This is a genomic window from Streptomyces sp. CCM_MD2014, from assembly GCF_000772045.1.
Classification (GTDB): Bacteria; Actinomycetota; Actinomycetes; order Streptomycetales; family Streptomycetaceae; genus Streptomyces; species Streptomyces salinarius.
The window spans coordinates 3,918,328-3,938,790 of record NZ_CP009754.1 but is presented as its reverse complement, the minus strand read 5'-3'; the positions used below and the strand labels follow the sequence as shown (position 1 = coordinate 3,938,790).

18 protein-coding genes are annotated in these 20,463 nt (G+C 72.7%); 9 read left to right on the top strand and 9 right to left on the bottom strand.

The features are described 5' to 3' along the window. The first annotated feature begins 32 nt into the window (after positions 1 to 32). The 4 genes from tilS to folE all read left to right on the top strand — a co-directional run bounded on the left by tilS (position 33) and on the right by folE (position 4,698). Positions 33 to 1,091, top strand: a complete 1,059-nt coding sequence (gene tilS, locus NI25_RS17255) for a tRNA lysidine(34) synthetase TilS (RefSeq protein WP_061443304.1) — start codon at positions 33 to 35, stop codon at positions 1,089 to 1,091. A 74-nt stretch (positions 1,092 to 1,165) separates the two neighbouring features. Further along, positions 1,166 to 1,726 (top strand): hypoxanthine phosphoribosyltransferase, encoded by a 561-nt coding sequence (hpt, locus tag NI25_RS17250; protein WP_007452004.1) that lies wholly within the window; start codon positions 1,166 to 1,168, stop codon positions 1,724 to 1,726. 195 nt (positions 1,727 to 1,921) lie between these two features. Next, positions 1,922 to 3,961, top strand: coding sequence for an ATP-dependent zinc metalloprotease FtsH (gene ftsH / locus NI25_RS17245; protein WP_061443303.1), 2,040 nt, complete (start codon positions 1,922 to 1,924; stop codon positions 3,959 to 3,961). Between the two features lie 131 nt (positions 3,962 to 4,092). Further along, positions 4,093 to 4,698 carry a GTP cyclohydrolase I FolE gene (gene folE, locus NI25_RS17240; RefSeq protein ID WP_061443302.1) on the top strand — a complete coding sequence of 202 codons (606 nt, stop codon included), beginning with the start codon at positions 4,093 to 4,095 and terminating at the stop codon, positions 4,696 to 4,698. 872 nt (positions 4,699 to 5,570) lie between these two features. Here the strand turns inward: folE and NI25_RS17230 are convergent. From NI25_RS17230 to NI25_RS17205, 6 genes are all read right to left on the bottom strand, one after another. Further along, positions 5,571 to 6,059, bottom strand: coding sequence for a DUF3180 domain-containing protein (locus NI25_RS17230; RefSeq protein ID WP_061443301.1), 489 nt, complete (start codon positions 6,057 to 6,059; stop codon positions 5,571 to 5,573). Between the two features lie 97 nt (positions 6,060 to 6,156). Continuing rightward, on the bottom strand, positions 6,157 to 6,768 hold the full coding sequence (folK, locus tag NI25_RS17225; RefSeq protein WP_061443300.1) for a 2-amino-4-hydroxy-6-hydroxymethyldihydropteridine diphosphokinase: 612 nt from the start codon (positions 6,766 to 6,768) through the stop codon (positions 6,157 to 6,159). Beyond that, complete coding sequence (gene folB / locus NI25_RS17220; RefSeq protein WP_061443299.1) at positions 6,765 to 7,124, bottom strand: dihydroneopterin aldolase; 360 nt, start codon at positions 7,122 to 7,124, stop codon at positions 6,765 to 6,767. Before folB ends, folK begins: the two co-directional genes overlap by 4 nt. Positions 7,125 to 7,385: 261 nt before the next feature. After that, positions 7,386 to 7,889 (bottom strand): nuclear transport factor 2 family protein, encoded by a 504-nt coding sequence (locus NI25_RS17215; RefSeq protein ID WP_061443298.1) that lies wholly within the window; start codon positions 7,887 to 7,889, stop codon positions 7,386 to 7,388. Next, entirely contained in the window at positions 7,886 to 8,749 is an 864-nt protein-coding gene (gene folP / locus NI25_RS17210; protein ID WP_061443297.1) for a dihydropteroate synthase, read from the bottom strand. The genes NI25_RS17215 and folP overlap by 4 nt, the downstream gene beginning before the upstream one ends. 731 nt (positions 8,750 to 9,480) lie before the next feature. Then, on the bottom strand, positions 9,481 to 11,277 hold the full coding sequence (locus tag NI25_RS17205) for a phosphatidylglycerol lysyltransferase domain-containing protein (protein ID WP_061443296.1): 1,797 nt from the start codon (positions 11,275 to 11,277) through the stop codon (positions 9,481 to 9,483). Positions 11,278 to 11,466: 189 nt separating this feature from the next. On the opposite strand from NI25_RS17205, the gene NI25_RS17200 reads away from it, so the two are divergent. Beyond that, on the top strand, positions 11,467 to 12,600 hold the full coding sequence (locus tag NI25_RS17200) for an alpha/beta hydrolase (RefSeq protein ID WP_061443295.1): 1,134 nt from the start codon (positions 11,467 to 11,469) through the stop codon (positions 12,598 to 12,600). A gap of 136 nt (positions 12,601 to 12,736) precedes the next feature. Then, on the top strand, positions 12,737 to 14,005 hold the full coding sequence (locus tag NI25_RS17195; protein ID WP_061443294.1) for a hypothetical protein: 1,269 nt from the start codon (positions 12,737 to 12,739) through the stop codon (positions 14,003 to 14,005). Positions 14,006 to 14,042: 37 nt separating this feature from the next. On the opposite strand, the gene NI25_RS17190 is transcribed toward NI25_RS17195, so the two are convergent. Both NI25_RS17190 and NI25_RS17185 read right to left on the bottom strand, forming a co-directional pair. After that, positions 14,043 to 15,311: a PH domain-containing protein gene (locus tag NI25_RS17190; RefSeq protein ID WP_061446955.1), complete on the bottom strand. Its 1,269-nt coding sequence runs from the start codon at positions 15,309 to 15,311 to the stop codon at positions 14,043 to 14,045. A 233-nt stretch (positions 15,312 to 15,544) separates the two neighbouring features. Next, positions 15,545 to 16,102, bottom strand: coding sequence for a PH domain-containing protein (locus tag NI25_RS17185; RefSeq protein WP_061443293.1), 558 nt, complete (start codon positions 16,100 to 16,102; stop codon positions 15,545 to 15,547). 31 nt (positions 16,103 to 16,133) lie between these two features. Here NI25_RS17185 and NI25_RS17180 point away from each other — a divergent pair, with 31 nt between their 5' ends. Then, positions 16,134 to 17,285 (top strand): NADH-quinone oxidoreductase subunit D, encoded by a 1,152-nt coding sequence (locus tag NI25_RS17180; protein ID WP_061443292.1) that lies wholly within the window; start codon positions 16,134 to 16,136, stop codon positions 17,283 to 17,285. Here the strand turns inward: NI25_RS17180 and NI25_RS17175 are convergent. Continuing rightward, positions 17,250 to 18,338: an SAM-dependent methyltransferase gene (locus NI25_RS17175; RefSeq protein WP_061443291.1), complete on the bottom strand. Its 1,089-nt coding sequence runs from the start codon at positions 18,336 to 18,338 to the stop codon at positions 17,250 to 17,252. The two genes, NI25_RS17180 and NI25_RS17175, sit on opposite strands and share 36 nt — an antisense overlap. A gap of 118 nt (positions 18,339 to 18,456) precedes the next feature. Here NI25_RS17175 and NI25_RS17170 point away from each other — a divergent pair, with 118 nt between their 5' ends. Both NI25_RS17170 and NI25_RS17165 read left to right on the top strand, forming a co-directional pair. Beyond that, on the top strand, positions 18,457 to 19,662 hold the full coding sequence (locus NI25_RS17170; RefSeq protein ID WP_061443290.1) for a sensor histidine kinase: 1,206 nt from the start codon (positions 18,457 to 18,459) through the stop codon (positions 19,660 to 19,662). Positions 19,663 to 19,771: 109 nt separating this feature from the next. Then, a complete protein-coding gene (locus NI25_RS17165; RefSeq protein WP_061443289.1) occupies positions 19,772 to 20,446 on the top strand; it encodes a response regulator in 675 nt (224 codons plus the stop codon). Positions 20,447 to 20,463 lie beyond the last annotated feature (17 nt).

The following is a 20,463-nucleotide window of genomic DNA, read 5'->3' as shown; positions in this document are numbered from 1 at the left end:
CACCCCCGACAACTTCATGAAGGGCACCGGACATGGGTCCCCATCCTGCGGTCGCGGCGATACGCCTGGCGGTCCGCCGCGTCCTCCACGACATCCTCACCGAACTGAACACTCCGGCCGGCGTCCCCGCCGCGACGGCCGCCGGACGCACGCCCGAGGGCGCGTCCGGACTCCCCGCCTCCCCGCTCGTCCTTGTGGCGTGCTCCGGCGGCGCCGACTCCATGGCGCTCGCCTCCGCCCTCGCCTTCGAGGCACCCCGGCTCGGCATCCGCGCCGGCGGCGTCACCGTCGACCACGGCCTGCAGCACGGCTCCGACCTGCGCGCCGAAGAAGTCGTCCTGCGCATGCGCGAACTGGGCCTCGACCCGGTGGAGGCCACCGCCGTGACGGTCGGCCGCGAGGGCGGCCCGGAGGCCGCCGCCCGCGACGCCCGCTACGCCGCGCTGGACGAGGCCGCCGCCCGCCACGGCGCCGCCGCCGTCCTGCTCGGCCACACCCGCGACGACCAGGCCGAGACGGTCCTGCTGGGCCTCGCCCGCGGCTCCGGCATCCGCTCCCTGTCGGGCATGGCCGCGGTCTCGGGGGCCGGCGGCCGTTACCGGCGCCCCTTCCTCCAGCTCGACCGCCAGACCGCCCGCAAGGCCTGCATGGTCCAGTCCCTCCCCGTCTGGGACGACCCGCACAACGCCGACCCCGCCTACACCCGCTCCCGGCTGCGCCACGAGGGCCTGCCCGCCCTGGAGAAGGCGCTCGGCAAGGGCGTCGTCGAGGCCCTCGCCCGTACGGCCCAACTCTCCCGGGACGACGCCGACGCCCTCGACACCTGGGCCCGCCAGGCCGAGGCCGGCGTCCGCGACGCCACCGGCGTCCTGGAGTGCGCCAAGCTGTACGCCCTGCCGCCCGCCGTACGCCGCCGGATCCTGCGTCGCGCCGCCCTCGACGCCGGTGCCCCCGGCGGTGCCCTGTTCGCCCGCCACATCGAGGAAGTCGACCGGCTGATCACCGGCTGGCGCGGTCAGGGTGCCATCAACCTCCCCGGCAAAGTCGTCGCCCGGCGGCAGGGTGGCAGACTGGTGATTCGGCAAGGCTGAATCCGGACCCTCCCACCGATCCGCGCACGGATCGCCGGGACGTTCCGGAGTGGCCGGTGGGACGACCGAAAGTGATGCGGGTGGACGCGAACGACATGGGTGCCGACCTCGAGAAGGTGCTCATCACCAAGGAAGAGATCGACGCGAAGCTGGCCGAGCTGGCCGCGAAGATCGACGCGGAGTACGCGGGCAAGGACCTGCTCATCGTCGGCGTGCTCAAGGGCGCCGTCATGGTCATGGCCGACCTGGCGCGCACGCTGTCCACCCCCGTCACGATGGACTGGATGGCGGTGTCCTCGTACGGCGCGGGCACCCAGTCCTCCGGCGTGGTGCGGATCCTCAAGGACCTCGACACCGACATCAAGGGCCGCCACGTCCTGATCGTCGAGGACATCATCGACTCCGGCCTGACCCTGTCCTGGCTGATCTCCAACCTCGGCTCGCGCGAGCCCGCCTCCCTCAAGGTGTGCACGCTGCTGCGCAAGCCCGACGCCGCGAAGGTCGCCATCGACGTGGAGTGGGTCGGCTTCGACATCCCCAACGAGTTCGTCGTCGGCTACGGCCTCGACTACGCCGAGAAGTACCGCAACCTCCCGTTCGTCGGTACGCTCGCGCCCCACGTGTACGGCGGCTGACGCGCCCCCGCAGCCGGTTCAGCGGCGTTTCGGCGGGCCACCGGGAACCCCTGGGGCCCCCGCGCCGTTGGAGCATGCAGACGGGACGTCGGCCCGCCCGTGCGGCTGAGGGCCGCCACGCTGGGGTACCGTCAGAAGAACTGTCTTATCAAACTCACTATGGCAGGAGGGACGGGGCGACACCGCTCCGTGTGGATGGACGTGAAGCGATACTTCCGTGGGCCAATCATGTGGATCGTGCTGGCCGTCCTTGCCGTGGTCGTGTTGATGCAGGTCGTGGGCTCGTCCGGCGGCTACAAGACGGTGGACACGGGCCAGGTCGTCCAGGCGATCAACGACAACAGGGTCGAGTCGGCCAAGCTGACCACCGGTGACGAGCAGAACATCAAGGTTCAGCTCAAGGACGGCCAGAAGGTCGAAGGCAGCTCGAAGATCCAGGCGAGCTACATCGGCGACCAGGGCGTGACCCTCGCCAACACCCTTCAGAACAAGTACCAGGACAAGCAGATCCCCGACGGCTACACGGTCTCGCCGTCGAAGCAGAACCCGTTCGTCGGGCTGCTGATCACCCTGCTTCCCTTCGTCCTCATCGTGGTCATCTTCCTGTTCCTGATGAACCAGATGCAGGGCGGCGGCTCCCGGGTCATGAACTTCGGCAAGTCCAAGGCGAAGCTCATCACCAAGGACACCCCGAAGACGACGTTCTCCGACGTCGCCGGTTCGGACGAGGCCGTCGAGGAGCTCCACGAGATCAAGGAGTTCCTCCAGGAGCCGGCCAAGTTCCAGGCCGTCGGCGCCAAGATCCCCAAGGGCGTGCTGCTGTACGGCCCGCCCGGTACCGGCAAGACCCTGCTCGCGCGTGCCGTCGCCGGTGAGGCGGGCGTGCCGTTCTACTCGATCTCCGGTTCCGACTTCGTCGAGATGTTCGTCGGCGTCGGTGCCTCCCGAGTGCGCGACCTCTTCGAGCAGGCCAAGGCGAACGCGCCGGCCATCGTCTTCGTCGACGAGATCGACGCGGTCGGCCGCCACCGCGGCGCAGGCCTCGGCGGCGGTCACGACGAGCGCGAGCAGACCCTGAACCAGCTCCTCGTCGAGATGGACGGCTTCGACGTCAAGGGCGGCGTGATCCTCATCGCCGCGACCAACCGGCCCGACATCCTCGACCCCGCGCTGCTGCGCCCCGGCCGCTTCGACCGGCAGATCGCCGTCGACCGTCCGGACATGCAGGGCCGTCTGGAGATCCTCAAGGTCCACCAGAAGGGCAAGCCGGTCGCCCCGGACGTCGACCTGTCGGCCGTCGCCCGCCGCACCCCCGGCATGACCGGTGCCGACCTCGCCAACGTGCTGAACGAGGCCGCGCTGCTGACGGCCCGCAGCGACCAGAAGCTGATCGACAACCACATGCTGGACGAGGCGATCGACCGCGTGGTCGCGGGCCCGCAGAAGCGGACCCGGATCATGTCGGACAAGGAGAAGAAGATCACCGCGTACCACGAGGGCGGACACGCCCTGGTCGCGGCGGCCTCGCCGAACTCCGACCCCGTCCACAAGATCACGATCCTCTCCAGGGGCCGCGCCCTCGGCTACACGATGGTGCTCCCGGACGAGGACAAGTACTCGACCACGCGCAACGAGATGCTCGACCAGCTCGCCTACATGCTGGGCGGCCGCGCGGCCGAGGAGCTCGTCTTCCACGACCCGACGACGGGCGCGGCCAACGACATCGAGAAGGCCACCGGCCTGGCCCGCGCGATGGTCACCCAGTACGGCATGACCGAGCGCCTCGGCGCGATCAAGTTCGGCGGCGACAACAGCGAGCCGTTCCTCGGCCGTGAGATGGCCCACCAGCGCGACTACTCGGAAGAGGTCGCCGCGCTGGTCGACGAAGAGGTCAAGAAGCTCATCGAGACGGCGCACAACGAGGCCTGGGAGATCCTGGTCGAGAACCGCGACGTCCTCGACAACCTCGTCCTCGCGCTGCTGGAGAAGGAGACGCTGGGCAAGGAGGAGATCGCCGAGATCTTCTCCCAGATCGTCAAGCGCCCCTCCCGGCCCGCGTGGACCGGCTCCTCCCGCCGCACGCCCTCGACCCGGCCGCCGGTGCTCTCCCCGAAGGAGCTCGCCCTGACCAACGGGGCGAACGGCGCGACGGCGGCGATCTCCACCACCAAGAGCACCACGGTGGATCCCGCCCCGGCGCCCGAGCGGGCACCGGAGGACCGGCCGGAGAGCTGACCCCGGTCACCTCTGACCGCTCCGGCGGTCCGAACCGGCCCGGAATGTAAGCCGCACCCCCCAGGTTCTAGCCTTGGGGGGTGCGGCATTTCGGTATGCCGTCGCAGGACGGATCAGGAACGAGGCAGCAGATGACCGACCCCGTGACGCTGGACGGCGAGGGCCAGATCGGCGAGTTCGACGAGAAGCGGGCCGAGAACGCCGTACGCGAGCTGCTCATCGCGGTCGGCGAGGACCCGGACCGCGAGGGCCTGCGGGAGACCCCGGCGCGCGTGGCGAGGGCGTATCGGGAGCTTCTGGCGGGACATACGCAGGAGCCCGAGGACGTGCTGACGACGACGTTCGACATCGGGCATGACGAAATGGTCCTGGTGAAGGACATTGAGATCGTCAGCCTGTGCGAGCACCACATGCTGCCGTTCCACGGTGTGGCGCACATCGGCTACATCCCGGCGGCGAGCGGCAAGATCACCGGCCTGTCGAAGCTCGCGCGCCTGGTCGAGGTCTTCGCGCGGCGCCTGCAGGTGCAGGAACGTCTCACCACGCAGGTCGCCGACTCGCTCATGCGGATTCTCGAGGCACGGGGCGTGATCGTCGTCATCGAGGCCGAGCACATGTGCATGTCGGTACGCGGGGTGCGTAAGCCGGGTGCCAAGACCACGACGTCGGCGGTGCGAGGTCAGCTTCGGGACGCTACGACGCGTGCCGAGGCAATGAGCTTGATACTGGCGCGCTGACCCGATTGTCAGTGGTGCCCGATACCGTCCTTGATCAGTGGGTTGGTCACTGATCAAGGGGGATCGCCGTGGGGTGCGGGCTGCCCAGCGAACAGACGGTGAACGCGGTCGAGGGGCGCCTGCGGGCGCGGGATGTGCGAGTGGGCTGCCGTCTGTGGATGTTGGACGGGGAGCGCACGGTCCCGACCACGGTGACGGCCGTCGCCACGACCCGAGCTCGCGAAGTCGTGGACGTCGTGACCGACCGCGTCAGCTCCACCGTGGCACCTGACCAGATGCTGGGTACGCCCGACGGCTGGGTCCATGCGAGGGATGCCACGGGGGCCGTGGTCGCCTGGACCCAGGCGCGAAAACTGTGTCGCACACGGTTGACCGTCAAGCCGGGTTACGAACTGGGCCACCTGATCGGAGCCGACTGCGCGGACGGGACCGTCGGCAGGAACTACGTGTCCCTGGTGGTCAACGACGAGTCGTTCGCCGAGCGCTACGCGGCCTGTCTCACCGCCGCCACCGGGTTGCCCGCCCGTCTGGAGGCAGTGAGCCGACCGTCCGGTTACCTCCAGCGGGACGTCCCAGGCTTTCGTGTGCGTGTGGTGTCGTCGTACCTCGCCGACTTGCTGAGGCAGTACGTCGGTGGTGACGCGCACCACATGCGCCAGGGATTTCCCCGGGTCGTTCTCCGGTCGTTCTCCGGGACAGGGAAACGTTCGAAGGCTTTCCGGACGGCTACGCGGATGGCGACGGGTGGCGTGCCAAGGCTTGGGCCGGCCGTCTGCTCGTCAGTGCGAACGTCCCGTTTCTCTCGGACCTGGCGCAGGTAGCGGGCGCGCGGTTCACTCCACGGACCGATGGACTCGCCTCCCACGGGCGTTTCATGCCGCCGACGCGGCGCCCGGGTGGTCGTCGTCCTCGTCCTCCGGGAGCTTGCAGACCCGCTCCAGGAAGAGGGCGGCCGCTATGACGGCGATGCCCGCCACGACCGAGGAACCGGCGTAGATGGCCTGGTCGCGGCGGGCCGGGATGTCGAGGTACTCCAGCAGGAAGACGCCCGTGCCGCCGTACATGCCGGCGACGAGGGCGGCCACCAGGGCGCTGGCCTGGCCGAAGACGACGGCGCGGGCCGCCATCATCGGGTCGACGCCCTTGGCGCCGGGCTCCCGCTCCCGCTGGGCCTTCAGACGGGCGCGGATCGAGAGCGCCGTGGCCAGCAGGATCACCGCGATCAGGGCCAGGACGACGGGGGCGGCCAGGGGGACGCTCGGGAGGGTCCCCACCGAGTTCCACAGGCGGGCACCGGCCCAGGACAGCACCCCCGCGACGACGAACACGCCGGCCAGCACCCTGATGCGCAGCTCTTTCACGGTGTTCCGGTGTCCCTTCGGCTTTCCGGCGCGGTCGTCCCGACCGCGCCGTCCACGTCGTCCCAGTCGTGTGCGTCGTCCTCGTCGACCTTAACGACTACTCGGGCAGCCGGAGTTCCAGGTCGGCGCGGGGCGCGACGCCGTCGCGGGTGACGGCGGCCAGGAGGTCGGCGACGCTGCCCCGGCCGGGCAGGGCGGCCTCGGGGTCCACGTCGAGCCAGGGGGCCAGCACGAAGGCGCGTTCGTGGGCGCGGGGGTGGGGGAGGGTGAGCTGCGGGTCGTCGGAGACGACCTCGGCGTAGGCGACGATGTCGACGTCCAGGGTGCGCGGACCCCAGCGCTCGTCGCGGACCCGGTGGAAGGCCTCCTCGACCGCGTGCGCCCGCTCCAGGAGCGAGGACGGGGGCAGGGTCGTCTTCACGATCACGACCGCGTTGAAGTAGGAGGGCTGGCTGTCGGGTGCGACGCCCCACGGCTCCGTCTCGTACACGGGCGAGACGCCTTTGACACGCACACCCGGGGTGTCCTCCAGCGCGTCGATGGCGCCCTGGAGGGTCTCCAGGCGGTTGCCCAGGTTGGCGCCGAGGGCGATCACCGCGCGTTTGGGGTTGGAGAGGGTGGTGTCCGCGGCGTCGACCTGCTCGATGACGGAGGCGGGCACGGGCTGTACGGTCGGGTCGCTCGGACCCTTGGCGAAGGGGGCGCTCATACACGGCTCCGGATGATGGTGACGGTCACGTCGTCGAAGGGGACGGTGATCGGTGCGTCCGGCTTGTGGACGCAGACCTCGACCTCCTCGACCCCTTCGTGCTTCAGACAGACCTGGGCGATGCGCTCGGCGAGGGTTTCGACGAGGTCGACCGGCTCGCCCTCGACGACGGCCACGACCTCCTCGGCCACGATGCCGTAGTGCACCGTCTTCGCCAGGTCGTCGTCGGCCGCGGCCGGGCGGGTGTCCAGACCAAGGACGATGTCCACGAGGAAGGTCTGGCCGTCCTCGCGCTCCTTGGGGAACACACCGTGGTGCCCACGGGCCTTCAGGCCGCGCAGCGCGACACGATCCACGCGAATCACTCCTGCAGTCGTCGGTCTCGGCCGGGCGCACCACGTGCGGGTGGTACGGCGGCCCCACTCGAATCTACCCGTGGGGACCGACAGCGCCGGGCCGCGGGGTGCGGGGCGGGGCGGGGCGCCGGGTGGTTTTCACCCCGCGTTCTCCCTGGCGGTTCCGGTGGATCACGGGTTGGTAGCCGCCCCTACCCCGTGGTCCGTCTTTCCAACCACCCCGTTTGACGCCGGGCCGGGGCACCGGGGCGTGGCGCCGGGTCAGGGCGGGGTCTCGTCGCCCTCTTCCTCCGCGCTCTCGGCGAGCACCGGGGAGGCGTGGTGGGACCAGAGCTTCCAGCCGTCGGGGGTGCGGCGGAAGGTGTTGGTGGCCACCACCAGCTGGCCGACGAGCGGGCCGAGCTCCTCGCCTCCGTCGGGGGCCGGGCCGCCGCTGAGGATGTTCTCCGTGCAGGTGACCAGGGCGGTGTCGCCGGTGACGGAGACGTGCACGTCGGTGAGGAAGAACTGGATGTAGTCCGTGTTCGCCATGATCAGGGCGTACGAGCGAAGCACCTCGCCGCGGCCGGTGAGCACCGGCCAGCCCGGGTGCACGCAGGAGACCACGCCGGCGTCGGCCGGGTCGTGGTACGACTCGTCGATGCCCAGGTCGGAGGGGGTGAGCCAGAAGTCGGAGACCTTCTCGAAGTCGCCCTCCTCCAGTGCCTCGTAGAAGGCGGTGTTCGCGGCCTCGACCTGTTCGACGTCGAGGTGCGGCGTGTTCACCGGGCTCCTTCGACGGCGCGGGCGACGCGTACGGCGTCGGCGGTGGCGCGGACCTCGTGGACGCGTACGGCCCAGGCGCCGGCGTGTGCCGCGAGCGCGGAGACCGCGGCGGTGGCGGCGTCGCGTTCGCGGGCGGGGGGCGGGGCTGCCTCCGGGCCGGCGAGGACGCGGCCGAGGAAGCGCTTGCGGGAGGCGGCGACGAGGAGGGGGTGACCGAGGGCGAGGAGGCGGTCGAGGTGGGCCAGGAGGACGAGGTCGTGCTCGGCGTCCTTGGAGAAGCCGAGGCCGGGGTCGACGACGATGCGGTCGGGGGAGATGCCGCCGTCGAGGACGGCCTCCACGCGTGCGTGCAGTTCGTCGACGACCTCGGTGACGACGTCGGTGTACGTGCCCCTGACGTTGCCGCCCTCCAGGAGGCCGCGCCAGTGCATGACGACGAACGGGGCGCCCGCGTCGGCGACGACCGGGATCATGCGGGGGTCGGCGAGGCCGCCGCTGACGTCGTTGACCAGGGCGGCGCCGGCGGCGAGGGCCTGCTCGGCGACGGAGGCGCGCATGGTGTCGACGGAGATCGTGACACCCTCGGAGGCGAGGCCGCGCACGACGGGGACCACGCGCCTGAGTTCCTCGTCCTCGTCGACGCGGGTCGCGCCGGGGCGGGTGGACTCACCGCCGACGTCCACGAGGTCGGCGCCCTGGGCGACCAGGTCGAGGCCGTGCTTGATGGCGGCCGTGGTGTCGAAGAAGCGGCCGCCGTCGGAGAAGGAGTCGGGGGTCACGTTGACGACGCCCATGACCGCGCAGCGGTCCCAGGCGGTCAGTCCCGCGAGATGGTGCCGGCGGCCGGTCTGCTTGCTCATGTGTTCAGCGTAGGTGGTGGGCTGGGGCGTGTGCGTTTGCCTCCGGCGGTAGCGCGGGATGCCTGCGGCGCCGGTGCGGGTGCCTTCGGCGGTGGGGGTGCGGGGTGCCTGCGGCGCCGGTGCGGGTTCGGTGGGGGTGCGGGGTGCCTGCGGCGCCGGTGCGGGTGCCTTCGGCGGTGGGGGTGCGGGTAGCGCCTTGGGTTCGGTGGGTGGGTCGGGGTCGGGCCGGGGGGTGTCCGTCCTCGGAACGGCGCGGAATCGGTCACTTACAGAGGCGCGGGGCGTTGACGCGCCAACCGCTGCGGGCGGACACCCCCCGACCCGCCCCCTCCTCGCCGTACGCGGCTGCCCGCCGCCCCACGCCGCTGCCCCGTCCCCGCCGTACGCGGCTTGCCGCCCCAGCTGCGGGCAGTCGTGCCGCTGGGGCGGCACGGGTGGGCGCAGCGGCACCCCGCCGACGCCGGGCCGCGTCACCCACCCCCCGCCCGCACCCGCGCCGGGGCACCCCGCAACCCCCGGGCCGCGCGACCGCACCCACGCCGGGTGACCGGGCAACGCCGGGCCGGTGGGCCCACCCCGCGCCCGCACCCACGCCGGGGCACCCCGCACCCCCAGGCCGGTGGGCCCACCCCGCCCACACCCCTGCCGGGTGACCGGGCAACCCCGGGTCGGTGGGCCCCCGGCCCGCACCCGCGCTGGGTGACGGGGGAACCCCGGGCCGGTGGGCCCGCTCAAGCCGCCCGCGCCGGTGTCTGGTGGGGGCAGGGGCGTCGCGCGGGCGTCCGGTGGCGCAGGAAGCGCGGCAGCGGCACCGTCACGAAGCCCTCCGCCTGCATCGCGGCGAAGCCGATGCGGGGCAGGTCGGCGGAGCGGCGGTAGACGACGAAGCGCGGCTCCCACCGGGGCCGGAACTTCGCGTTGAACTTGTACAGGGACTCGATCTGGAACCAGCGGGAGAGGAACACCAGCAGGCCCCGCCATGCCCGGAGGACCGGACCCGCGCCGATCTTCTCGCCGCGTGCGAGTGCCGCGCGGAACATCGCGAAGTTCAGCGACACCCGCGCGACGCCCAGTCTCGGGGCGGCCTGGAGCGCGGCCACGATCAGGAGCTCGTTCATGCCGGGATCGGCCGCGCGGTCGCGGCGCATGAGGTCCAGGGACGCCCCGTCCGGGCCCCACGGCACGAAGTGCAGGATCGCCTTGAGGTCGCCGTACTCGCCGGGCTCCGGGTCCTGCTTGTGCGCGGTCGCTATCAGGCAGTCGCCGTCGGACGGGTCGCCGATGCGGCCCAGGGCCATGGAGAAGCCGCGTTCGGTGTCGGTGCCGCGCCACGCGTCGGCGGCGCGGCGGACGCGGTCCAGTTCGGCCTCGGAGAGGTCAGCCACGCGCCGTACGCGGGTCTCGTAACCGGCGCGCTCGATGCGCTTGACCATCTGGCGCACGTTGCGCATCGCGCGGCCGGCGAGGGAGAAATCCGCCACGTCCACCACCGCCTCGTCGCCGAGTTCGAGGGCGTCGAGGCCGGTCTCGCGGGTCCAGACCTCGCCGCCGGTCTCGGAGCAGCCCATGACGGCGGGAGTCCAGGAGTGGGCGCGGGCCTCGTCCATGAAGCGTTCGATGGCGCCGGGCCAGGCCTCGACGTCGCCGATCGGGTCGCCGCTGGCCAGCATCACGCCGGAGACGACGCGGTAGGTGACGGCGGCCTTGCCGCTGGGGGAGAAGACGACGGCCTTGTCGCGGCGCAGCGCGAAGTGGCCGAGGGAGTCGCGGCCGCCGTGCCGGGCGAGGAGGTCGCGCAGGCGGCTCTCGTCGTCCTCGGTGAGGCGGGCCGCCGGGTGTTCGGGGCGGAAGGCCAGGTAGATCGTGGTGATGGCGGTCAGCAGGCCGAGCGCGCCCAGGGAGAAGGCGACCGTCCAGGAGGTGTTGCCCCGGTAGTCGACCGGGCCCTCGACGCCGAGCAGGCCGTACAGGACGTGGGTGAGGCGGTCGGCCAGGCTCGGGTCGCCGAGCATGCGGTGCGGGTGGGCGTTGACGACGAGCAGGCCGAGCAGCACGGAACCCGCGCTCATGAGGACGAAGTTGGCCAGGGCACGCCAGCGGCTGCGGGGGTCGGGGAGGGCGGCGAACTCGGCGCGGTGGCGCAGGAGGAGGGCCAGCAGGACGAGGGAGATCAGTACGCCGAGGAGGGAGTGGCGGTACGTGAACTGTGCGACGGCGCCGAGCGGGAGCAGGGCCACGGCCGCCCGCCAGGCCCGGCGCTTGCGGCGCTTGAGGCCGTGGGCGAGCAGGAGGAGCAGGACGCCCGCGCTGAGGGAGAGGGCGGCGGCGAAGGGGCCGAAGGCGCCGGGCAGCACCTCGGCGAGGGCGTGCATCCGGCTGTGCCGGAAGCGCGGGAAGGAGCCGGCCGCGATGTCCAGCAGGCCGACGACCACGCAGGCGCGGCCGACGAGGAGAGGGACGTTCTCCGGGCGGGGGCCGCGCAGTGCGCGGCGCATGCGGGTGGGCCTTGTCGGAACCCCGCCCGACATTTCCTCATCTGTCCTGACAGACATCGCACCTGTTTGTTCTGCGAGAGACCGTGGATCCGGGCCCGTTTCGGGCATCCGGCGACATTGCGCCCTCTAGGACGGTGTCTCGGAGGGAGAGGTTCACTCCCCCTGATCACGAAGCCCGGACGGACGGCCGGGCGCACGGAAAACGCGGGCGGTAGACGAGGCATGGGGCTGACGAGCGACAAGGTACTGGCTCTGGCGGTGGTGGCCGGTGCGCTGCTGTTCGCCGGGACGGTGTGGCTGTGGCCGCGGCTGGCGCGGCGGAGCGTGCGGGCCGTACTCGGGAGGGTCGGGCTGCTGCTCGCCACCCAGGTGGCGGTCTTCGCGGCGGTGGGGCTGGTCGCCAATCAGTCCTTCGGCTTCTACGGCAGCTGGGCCGACCTGTTCGGGCGGGAGGACGGGCAGGGCGTGGTCGTGGACCACTCGGCCGGTGCGGGCGGTGGGCCGCTGCAGGTCGTCGGGAAGCGGCGGGTGACGCCCGCGGGCGGGTCGCGGCCCGAGGTCTCGGGGCGGGTGGAGGAGATACGGGTCGCCGGGCGCACGTCGCGGATCGCGTCGCCGGCGTTCGTGTACCTGCCGCCGGAGTACTTCCAGGCGCGCCACCGTGGCCGTACGTTTCCCGCGGCCGTCGTCCTGACCGGTTATCCGGGTACCGCCGAGGCGTTGGTGGAAAAGCTCCACTACCCGCGTACGGCACTGGAGCTGGCGAAGGCCGGCCGGATGCGGCCGATGATCCTGGTGATGCTGCGGCCCACGGTGGCGCCGCCGCGGGACACGGAGTGCGTGGACGTACCGGGCGGGCCGCAGACGGAGACGTTCTTCGCCAAGGACCTGCCCGAGGCGGTGGGCGCCCACTACCGGGTGGACAAGGGGCCGCGGAGCTGGGGTGTCGTCGGCAACTCGACCGGCGGCTACTGCGCCCTGAAGCTCGCCGCGCACCATCCGGACGTGTTCGCCGCCGGGGCCGGGCTGTCCCCGTACTACGACGCGCCGAACGACCCCACCACGGGCGACCTCTTCCACGGGGACAAAGGGCTTGAGAACCGGGCCAGTCTGTGGTGGTGCCTCAAGAACGCGCCCGCACCGGACACTTCACTGCTCGTCACCAGCAGCAGGACCGGCGAGACGAACTACCGGGACACGTTGAAGTTCATCGATCTGGTGAAGGGCAAGAGGCCGACCCGGATCTCGTCGATCATCCTGGAAAGCGGCGGGCACAACTTCAATACCTGGCGGCGGGAGATTCCCGCGACGCTGCGGTGGCTGGACGAGCGGCTGAGCGCCGGACGCGACTCATAAATGATCTTGAAATGCCGGGGTAATTCTCCCGTCTCCGGGGATGTGGATTACCTGTGCCCTGTGAACACGCCGGAGATGGCCGTGTTTTTACGGGGCGGGGCGCCAAGATTCGCCTACGCGCGGTAAGTTTCTGGCCATGCCACGTGGACGTCACCGCCATTCCCCGCCTCTGCACAGACTGCTTCCTCCGTCGGCGATCGCAGGCGTTTCGGTCGTTTGCGCCGTCGGGCCCTGGTTGTTCAGCGAGACCCTGATCCTGCGCGCCCTGGCTGCCGCCGCCGCGGTGACGGCTGTGGTCGGCGCGGTCGTCATGCGGCACTGGGACGCCCAGGCGGGCCGGCAGGTGGCCGACCTCACGCGCGCGCGGGCCAGCGACGAGTGGCGGTTCGAGGAGCGGCTCGCCGAACTGGAGTCCGACCTGGAGGAGTCGCGCGAGCTGCGGCAGAAGCTGGAGCACCGGCTGCGGGCCAAGCGCACCGAGCTGGCGGGGCTGCGCAACGAGCACGCCTCCCTGTTGCGGCGTTACGCCACGGCGGAGACCGAGCGGGCCAGCGCGCTGGAGGGCCGCCGCCTGCTGGAGATAGAGGCCGCGCCGCAGGCACCCGCGCTGCCGGCGGCCCGCACCGCCCCGGCCCAGGAGACGCCGGAGACGGTGGCCGAGAAGGCCGAGAAGGCACCGGTTGAGGAGAGCGGGGGCGCCGAAGAGGCCGCCGTCCCCGCCGTCTTCTCGCCCGAGGGCTCCCGGCTGTTCCTGCGCGCGAACGCCGCACTGGCCCGCTTCGACGCCGGGGCGCCCGCCGGCCCGGACGGCGGCGACCGGGCCGAGGCCGCCGACGACTCCGGTGGTGACGGCGGCGGTGACGGCGGTGGCGAGAGCCCGGCGGCGCCCGAGGCGGCGCAGGAGGACGAGGCGCAGGGGCAGTCCGAGGCGGCCGACGGCCACGAGCGCACCGCCGCCGCCTCCCCGACGAGCCCGTCCGACGAGCGGCCCGCGCAGCCCACCGAGTCCACCCGGCCCACCCAGTCCGCACAGCCCACCCGGCGGGCCGACGGGCACTTCACGGTGCCGACCGCGGTGGCCGTCGTACCGGCGGCTCCGGCGCGGCGTCCGGTGGTCGAGGGCGGCTTCGACTTCTTCGGCACCAAGGCCCCCGAGGGCCCGGCGGACAGGGCGGACGCCACGGACACGGCGGCCGCCTCCGACGCCGCCCTGGAAACCGTCCAGAACGAGGACCTCGCCGACGTGGTCGGCCAGGAGGCGCTCGCCCTGCACAAGGCCGAGGCCGAGGTCTCCTTCAAGCAGGCGGGCGAGGAGTCCCGGGACGTCAGCCAGGTGATCGACCTGACGGCCCACGACGAGACCGAGCAGATCGACGTTCAGGGGCTGCGCAGCGCGGTCTCCTGACGGCCCGGGCCCCGGCGCGGGGCCCAACCCCGCGGGCTCAGGCCATCCAGCGGTCCGGCGGGGCGTCCCGGCGGCCGGTCCGGGAGCGTTCCGCCTGGCTCCGCAGCAGCTCCGCGGCCTCGCCGGCGTCGCGCAGCCGTGCGGCCACCGTCTTGTTCGCCCCCGTGTCCACGTGGACGTCGGCCAGCCGCAGGGCGCGCCGCCAGGGCCCCTGGGTGAGGCGGACGCTCTGGACCTTGGCGTGCGGCACGAGCGCCAGGCTGCGGCGCAGCAGGCCGTGCCGGGCGGCGAAGACGGCGTCGGTGACGGCCAGTCCGTGGCCGCGCCACCACAGCGGGCGGCACCGCGCCGCCCGCCGAGGCGGGCGGGACAGCTCCGTCGGCACGGTCACCCCCGGCAGCACCCGCGCGACGACCGACTCCGCGATCTCGCGCGGGGCGACCGGCAGCAGCACCGAGTTCGACGACCCGGCCACGTCCAGCTCCACCCGCACCCAGCGGCGCCGCCGCCACAGCAGCGGTTCCACGATGCGCACGGTCTGCACCCGGCCCGGCGGCACCGTCTCGTGGGCGCGGTCCAGCAGGCCGTGGTCGATGCGGAGCCCGTCCGGGGACTCCGCCACCGTCCAGTCGTACTCCCCGACGAACCGGCCCGCGCTGCTCGCGCCCGCGGCGCCCACCAGCGGCAGGGCGGTCGCCAGCACCGTCCACAGGTTGTGGGTGGCCAGCCACAGCAGCGTCGGTACGACGACGGCGGCGAGCAGCGTGCCCCAGGTCGCGCCGGTCAGCAGGAGGGAGACGGCGAGGACGCCCGGCGGCACCCGCAGCAGCTGCCGTGCGGGGGCCTCGCCGACCTCGTGCGCGGTCTCGGGCGCGAACCCCGCCGCGCGCGCGAGCAGCTCGGCCCGCAGCGCACGGGCCTCGTCGGCGCCCAGGAAGGCCAGTTCGTCCTTCTTGCCGGTGCCTATGACGTCGAGCTTGAGCTTGGCGACCCCCGCGACCCGGGCCAGCAGGGGCTGGGTGACGTCGATGGCCTGGATGCGTTCCAGGCGGATGTGCGCGGTGCGGCGGAACAGCAGTCCGGTACGGATCCGCAGCTCCGTGTCGGTCACCGCGTAGTGGGTGAACCACCAGGTGAGGAAGCCGTACAGGGCGGCGGCCGGGATCAGTACCGCCAGGCCGATCAGCAGGTGGGTCGTCGTCAGCCGGGTCAGCTGGCGCTGCGCCTGGTCGGGATCGTGCACGGCCCACCCGACGAGCACCGCGACCGGCGCCCACGCCCGCCGCAGGGGCGTGACGGGGTGCAGTCGCCGCTCGACGGCGCGGTCGGTCCCTGAGGTGCCGGGCGCGCTGTCCGCCGCGGGGCCGGCCGGCTCCGGGGCGTGGTCCGGGGTACCGGACGTGGTCCGCCCCGGTTGCCGCGGGGCGCCGTTCGGTGCGTGGCCGTCCGGGGTGCGGGCCCGGTCGGCCGGTCCGGTCGCCCCGGGCGCGTGGCCCGTCGTACCGCCCCCGGTCGTGCCCTCCTCGGACCCGGGCCCGCTCACAGTCCCGCCGATCGGGCCTCGCCCAGCTCGGTGAGGCGGTCGCGCAGGCGTTCCGCCTCGGCCGGGTCGAGGCCGGGGATGGTCGCGTCGGTCGCGGCGGCCGCCGTGTGCAGCTGCACGCTGGCCAGGCCGAAGTGCCGCTCGACCGGGCCGGAGGTCACCTCGACCAGCTGCATCCGTCCGTACGGGACGACGGTCTCCTCCCGCCACAGCACGCCCCGGCTGATCAGCAGGTCGTCGGCGCGCTCGGCGTACCGCCAGGAGCGCCAGTTGCGCTCCAGCATCACCCAGCCCCAGCCCAGCAGGGCCAGCGGCAGGAACGCCAGGGCGGCCCAGACGGGCTCCAGGAACAGCGCGGGCAGCAGGCCCGCGGCAACCGCCAGCAGGCCCAGCCACACCACCAGCAACAGCCGCCGCATGCGCAGCAGCCCCGGCGGCAGGCCGGTCCACACCGGTTCCCGCCGCGCCGGGCCCGACGGGCCCGCCGCCTCCCGCGGAGCAGCCGCCTCGGTCGCCCCCGCCGTGCCCGTGTCGTCCGGGCTCCCCGTCTCCATGGGGCCAGCGTACGTAGGGGAGACTGTGTTCATGACTCCTACGACGGAGACCACGGTCGGAATCGGCGGCGCCGCGGAGAGCACCGACATGGTGCTCAACATCGGCCCGCAGCACCCGTCCACCCACGGCGTGCTGCGGCTCAGACTGGTTCTGGACGGCGAGCGCATCACCAGCGCCGAGCCGGTGATCGGCTACATGCACCGCGGCGCGGAGAAGCTGTTCGAGGCCCGTGACTACCGTCAGATCATCATGCTCGCCAACCGTCACGACTGGCTGTCGGCGTTCTCCAACGAGCTGGGCGTCGTCCTCGCCGTCGAGCGGATGCTCGGCATGGAGGTCCCCACGCGCGCGGTGTGGACGCGCACGCTGCTCGCCGAGCTGAACCGGGTGCTCAACCACCTGATGTTCCTCGGGTCGTACCCGCTCGAGCTGGGCGGCATCACCCCGGTGTTCTACGCCTTCCGGGAGCGCGAGGTCCTCCAGAACGTGATGGAGGAGGTCTCCGGCGGGCGCATGCACTACATGTTCAACCGCGTCGGCGGCCTCAAGGAGGACCTTCCCGCGGGCTGGTCCACGCGCGCGCGTGCCGCCGTCGCCGCCGTGCGCTCGCGCATGGACGTCTTCGACGACCTGGTGCTCGGCAACGAGATCTTCCGGGGGCGCACCCGAGGCGTCGGTGCCCTTTCCCCGGAGGCCGTGCACGCCTACGGCGTCAGCGGGCCCATCGCCCGCGCCTCCGGCGTCGACTTCGACCTGCGCCGCGACGAGCCGTACCTCGCCTACGGCGAGCTCCAGGACACGCTCAAGGTCGTCACGCGCACCGAGGGCGACTGCCTGGCCCGCTTCGAGTGCCTCCTGGAGCAGACGCACAACGCCCTCGACCTCGCCGACGCCTGCCTGGACCGCCTGGCCGAGCTCGCGCCGGGGCCGGTCAACCAGCGGCTCCCGAAGGTGCTGAAGGCGCCCGAGGGCCACACCTACGCCTGGACCGAGAACCCGCTCGGCATCAACGGCTACTACCTGGTCAGCAAGGGCGAGAAGACCCCGTACCGGCTGAAGCTGCGCTCGGCCTCGTACAACAACATCCAGGCGCTGGCGGACCTGCTGCCCGGGACGCTGGTCGCGGACATGGTGGCGATCCTGGGATCACTGTTCTTCGTGGTCGGCGACATCGACAAGTAGCGCGGCGGCGTCCACCGCGCCCACCGGCTGGAGCAGCCACAGGAAGTCGCCCAGCCCGCCCGGCGCGGTCAGCTCGGCGGCCTGGGAGGCGCTCGCGAGGGCGCGTACGTACGCCGCCGGGTCGGTGGAGGCCAGCGCGAGCGGGGGGCGCGCGCCGGTGACGCCGAGAGCGTGGAGAGCCTCGCGCTGGGGGCGCAGGAGCGCATCCGGGGGCGCGTGCTCCGGAGCGCACCTCGCGGCGTGGGCTGCGGCGCACGCGTCCAGCGCCACGTGGGCGGTGATGTCGCACGACCCGTCCGGCACCGGCTCCGTCTCCCGCCCCTCCCGGAAGCCCGTGAGCGTCCCGAAGGGCGGGCGGGCGGCCGCGGTGTGCGCGTAGTCGGCGGCCACCGCGAGCCCGGCGTCCAGCGTCGCCACGGCGGACGCCCAGGCCTCGTCCCGGGGGAGCCCGATCTCCGCCCGCCGCCCCTCCCCGCCGGCCGGCGGCCACCACCGGGCGAGCCACGCGGCCTCCGCCCCCGCCACCGGCTCCCCGAGCCGTTCGGCCCCGTCGGCGCGGACGAGCACCCGCCGTGCCACGCCCGCGGCGTCCACCTCGGCCACCTCCACCGGCACGTTGTCCAGCCACTCGTTGGCGAACAGCAGCCCGGTGACGCCGGCCGGCGGCTCCGCGAGCCACCGGACCCGCCGGTCGAGGCCTTCGGGGCGGGCGGCGACCTCGACGGCGTACGCGCGCGTGCGGGCGGCCGTCTCGGCGGGAAGGGCCGCGAGGACCCCGGTGACCAGCTCGCCCCGCCCGGCCGCCATGTCCACGAAGTCCAGCGGGTCGGGGTGCCCCAGGGCCGCGTCGACCCGGCACAGCAGCCGGGCCACGGCGCCCGCGAACAGCGGTGAGGCGTGCACGGACGTCCGGAAGTGCCCGGCCGGTCCCTCGGGCCTCGTCCGGTAGAAGCCCTCCGGTCCGTACAGGGCGTCCCGCATGGCCTGCCGCCAGCCCCGCCACTCCTCCTGCGTCTCCTCAGCCCCACTGAGCCCTGTGGTTCCTGGTGTCACAGACCCAGGCTAGGGGCACACCAGAGCGGAGCCTCCACCTTGCGGAGTATGCGCGGGGTATGCGGATCGACCCTCCGGTTGACCCCTGCACCTATTCCGCTTCCCTACGCTGGGTTACGTGCAGCGCCTCTACGACTTCCTCCGCAGACACCCGACAGGTGTCGACTCCTTCTGGGCCCTCGTCGTGCTCGGAATCTCCCTGGTCTCTGCGGCGAACCCGGGGACGCGGGCGGACGGGACGGACAGTCCGGCGCTGATCGTCCCCTTCGTGGTGCTGCTCAGCGTCGTGATCGCGCTGCGCCAGCGGAAGCCGGAGTGGATGCTGCTGCTGGCCGTCGCCCTGGGCGTGGGGCAGCTCGCACTCGACGTCTCGACGATGCCCGCCGACTTCGCCTTCCTGGTGATCATCTACACCGTGGCGGCGACCGGCGCCCGCTGGGCCTCCCGGACCGCTCTGGCCACCGGCCTGTGCGCGGCGCCCCTCGCCCAGCTGCGCTGGTCCGACAGCGAACTGGGCATGGGGACCACCATCGCCGTGACGGTCTTCCAGGCGGTCCCCTTCGCCCTCGCCTGGGTGCTGGGCGACTCCGTCCGCACCCGGCGCGCCTACTTCGCGCAGCTGGAGGAGCGGGCGACCCGGCTGGAGAAGGAGCGCGAGGCGCAGGCCAAGGTCGCGGTCGCCGCCGAACGCGCCCGGATCGCGCGCGAGCTGCACGACGTCGTCGCCCACAACGTCTCCGTGATGGTGGTGCAGGCCGACGGCGCCGCCTACGTCCTGGACGCCGCCCCCGACCAGGCGAAGAAGGCCCTGGAGACCATCTCCTCCACCGGCCGGCAGGCGCTCGCGGAGATGCGCCGCCTGCTCGGCGTGCTGCGCACCGGTGAGCACAAGGAGGCCGGGGAGTACGTCCCGCAGCCCGACGTCCAGCAGATCGAGGACCTCGTCGAGCAGTGCCGCAGCTCGGGGCTGCCCGTCGACTTCAAGGTCGAGGGCACCCCCAGGCAGCTGCCCAGCGGCGTGGAGCTGACCGCGTACCGCATCGTGCAGGAGGCGCTGACCAACACCCGCAAGCACGGCGGGGAGAACGCGGGCGCGAGCGTCCGCCTGGTCTACTTCGACGACGGTCTCGGTCTGCTGATCGAGGACGACGGCAAGGGCGCCCCGCACGAGCTGTACGAGGAGGGCGGTTTCGACGGGCAGGGCCACGGCCTGATCGGCATGCGGGAGCGGATCGGCATGGTCGGCGGAACCCTGGACGCCGGCCCGCGCCCCGGCGGAGGATTCCGCATCAGCGCGCTGCTGCCGCTGAAGCCCGCGCACTGACCACCGCGCCCGTACGCGTGTACGGCGTTGACACCTGTAAGGCACGACACCGGTAAGGCACGACACCGGTAAGGCACGACACCGGTAAGGCGAAGGAAGAAGAGGCCCGATGGCGATCCGCGTGATGCTCGTCGACGACCAGGTGCTGCTGCGCACCGGGTTCCGGATGGTCCTGGCGGCCCAGCCGGACATGGAGGTCGTCGCGGAGGCGGGCGACGGCGTCGAGGCTCTCCAGGTGCTCCGCTCGACCGCCGTGGACGTCGTCCTGATGGACGTCCGCATGCCCAAGCTCGACGGAGTGGAGACCACCAGCCGGATCTGCGTGGACCCGAGCGCGCCGAAGGTGCTGATCCTGACCACCTTCGACCTCGACGAGTACGCGTTCTCGGCGCTGAAGGCGGGCGCCTCCGGCTTCATGCTCAAGGACGTGCCGCCCGGCGAGCTGCTCGCCGCGATCCGCTCCGTGCACAGCGGCGACGCGGTGGTCGCCCCCTCCACCACCCGGCGGCTCCTGGACCGGTTCGCTCCGATGCTGCCGGCCACCGGACAGGAGCCCCGGCAGAAGGAACTGCAGCGGCTCACCGAGCGGGAGCGCGAGGTGATGGTGCTGGTGGCGCAGGGCATGTCCAACGGCGAGATCGCGGCGCGGCTCGTGCTGTCGGAGGCGACCGTGAAGACGCACGTGGGCCGCATCCTGACCAAGCTCGGCCTGCGCGACCGCGTGCAGGTGGTGGTCCTGGCCTACGAGACCGGGCTGGTGCGGGCCGGCGGCGGACACGGCTGACGGCCTGTGCGGACAGC

Excerpts from the sequence above, each read along its gene's own strand:
- tilS (WP_061443304.1), top strand. The coding sequence starts at position 33 with ATGGGTCCCCATCCTGCGGTCGCGGCGATACGCCTGGCGGTCCGCCGC.
- hpt (WP_007452004.1), top strand. The coding sequence starts at position 1,166 with ATGCGGGTGGACGCGAACGACATGGGTGCCGACCTCGAGAAGGTGCTC.
- ftsH (WP_061443303.1), top strand. The coding sequence starts at position 1,922 with ATGGACGTGAAGCGATACTTCCGTGGGCCAATCATGTGGATCGTGCTG.
- folE (WP_061443302.1), top strand. The coding sequence starts at position 4,093 with ATGACCGACCCCGTGACGCTGGACGGCGAGGGCCAGATCGGCGAGTTC.
- folK (WP_061443300.1), bottom strand. The coding sequence starts at position 6,768 with ATGAGCGCCCCCTTCGCCAAGGGTCCGAGCGACCCGACCGTACAGCCC.
- folP (WP_061443297.1), bottom strand. The coding sequence starts at position 8,749 with ATGAGCAAGCAGACCGGCCGCCGGCACCATCTCGCGGGACTGACCGCC.
- NI25_RS17205 (WP_061443296.1), bottom strand. The coding sequence starts at position 11,277 with ATGTCGGGCGGGGTTCCGACAAGGCCCACCCGCATGCGCCGCGCACTG.
- NI25_RS17200 (WP_061443295.1), top strand. The coding sequence starts at position 11,467 with ATGGGGCTGACGAGCGACAAGGTACTGGCTCTGGCGGTGGTGGCCGGT.
- NI25_RS17195 (WP_061443294.1), top strand. The coding sequence starts at position 12,737 with ATGCCACGTGGACGTCACCGCCATTCCCCGCCTCTGCACAGACTGCTT.
- NI25_RS17185 (WP_061443293.1), bottom strand. The coding sequence starts at position 16,102 with ATGGAGACGGGGAGCCCGGACGACACGGGCACGGCGGGGGCGACCGAG.
- NI25_RS17180 (WP_061443292.1), top strand. The coding sequence starts at position 16,134 with ATGACTCCTACGACGGAGACCACGGTCGGAATCGGCGGCGCCGCGGAG.
- NI25_RS17165 (WP_061443289.1), top strand. The coding sequence starts at position 19,772 with ATGGCGATCCGCGTGATGCTCGTCGACGACCAGGTGCTGCTGCGCACC.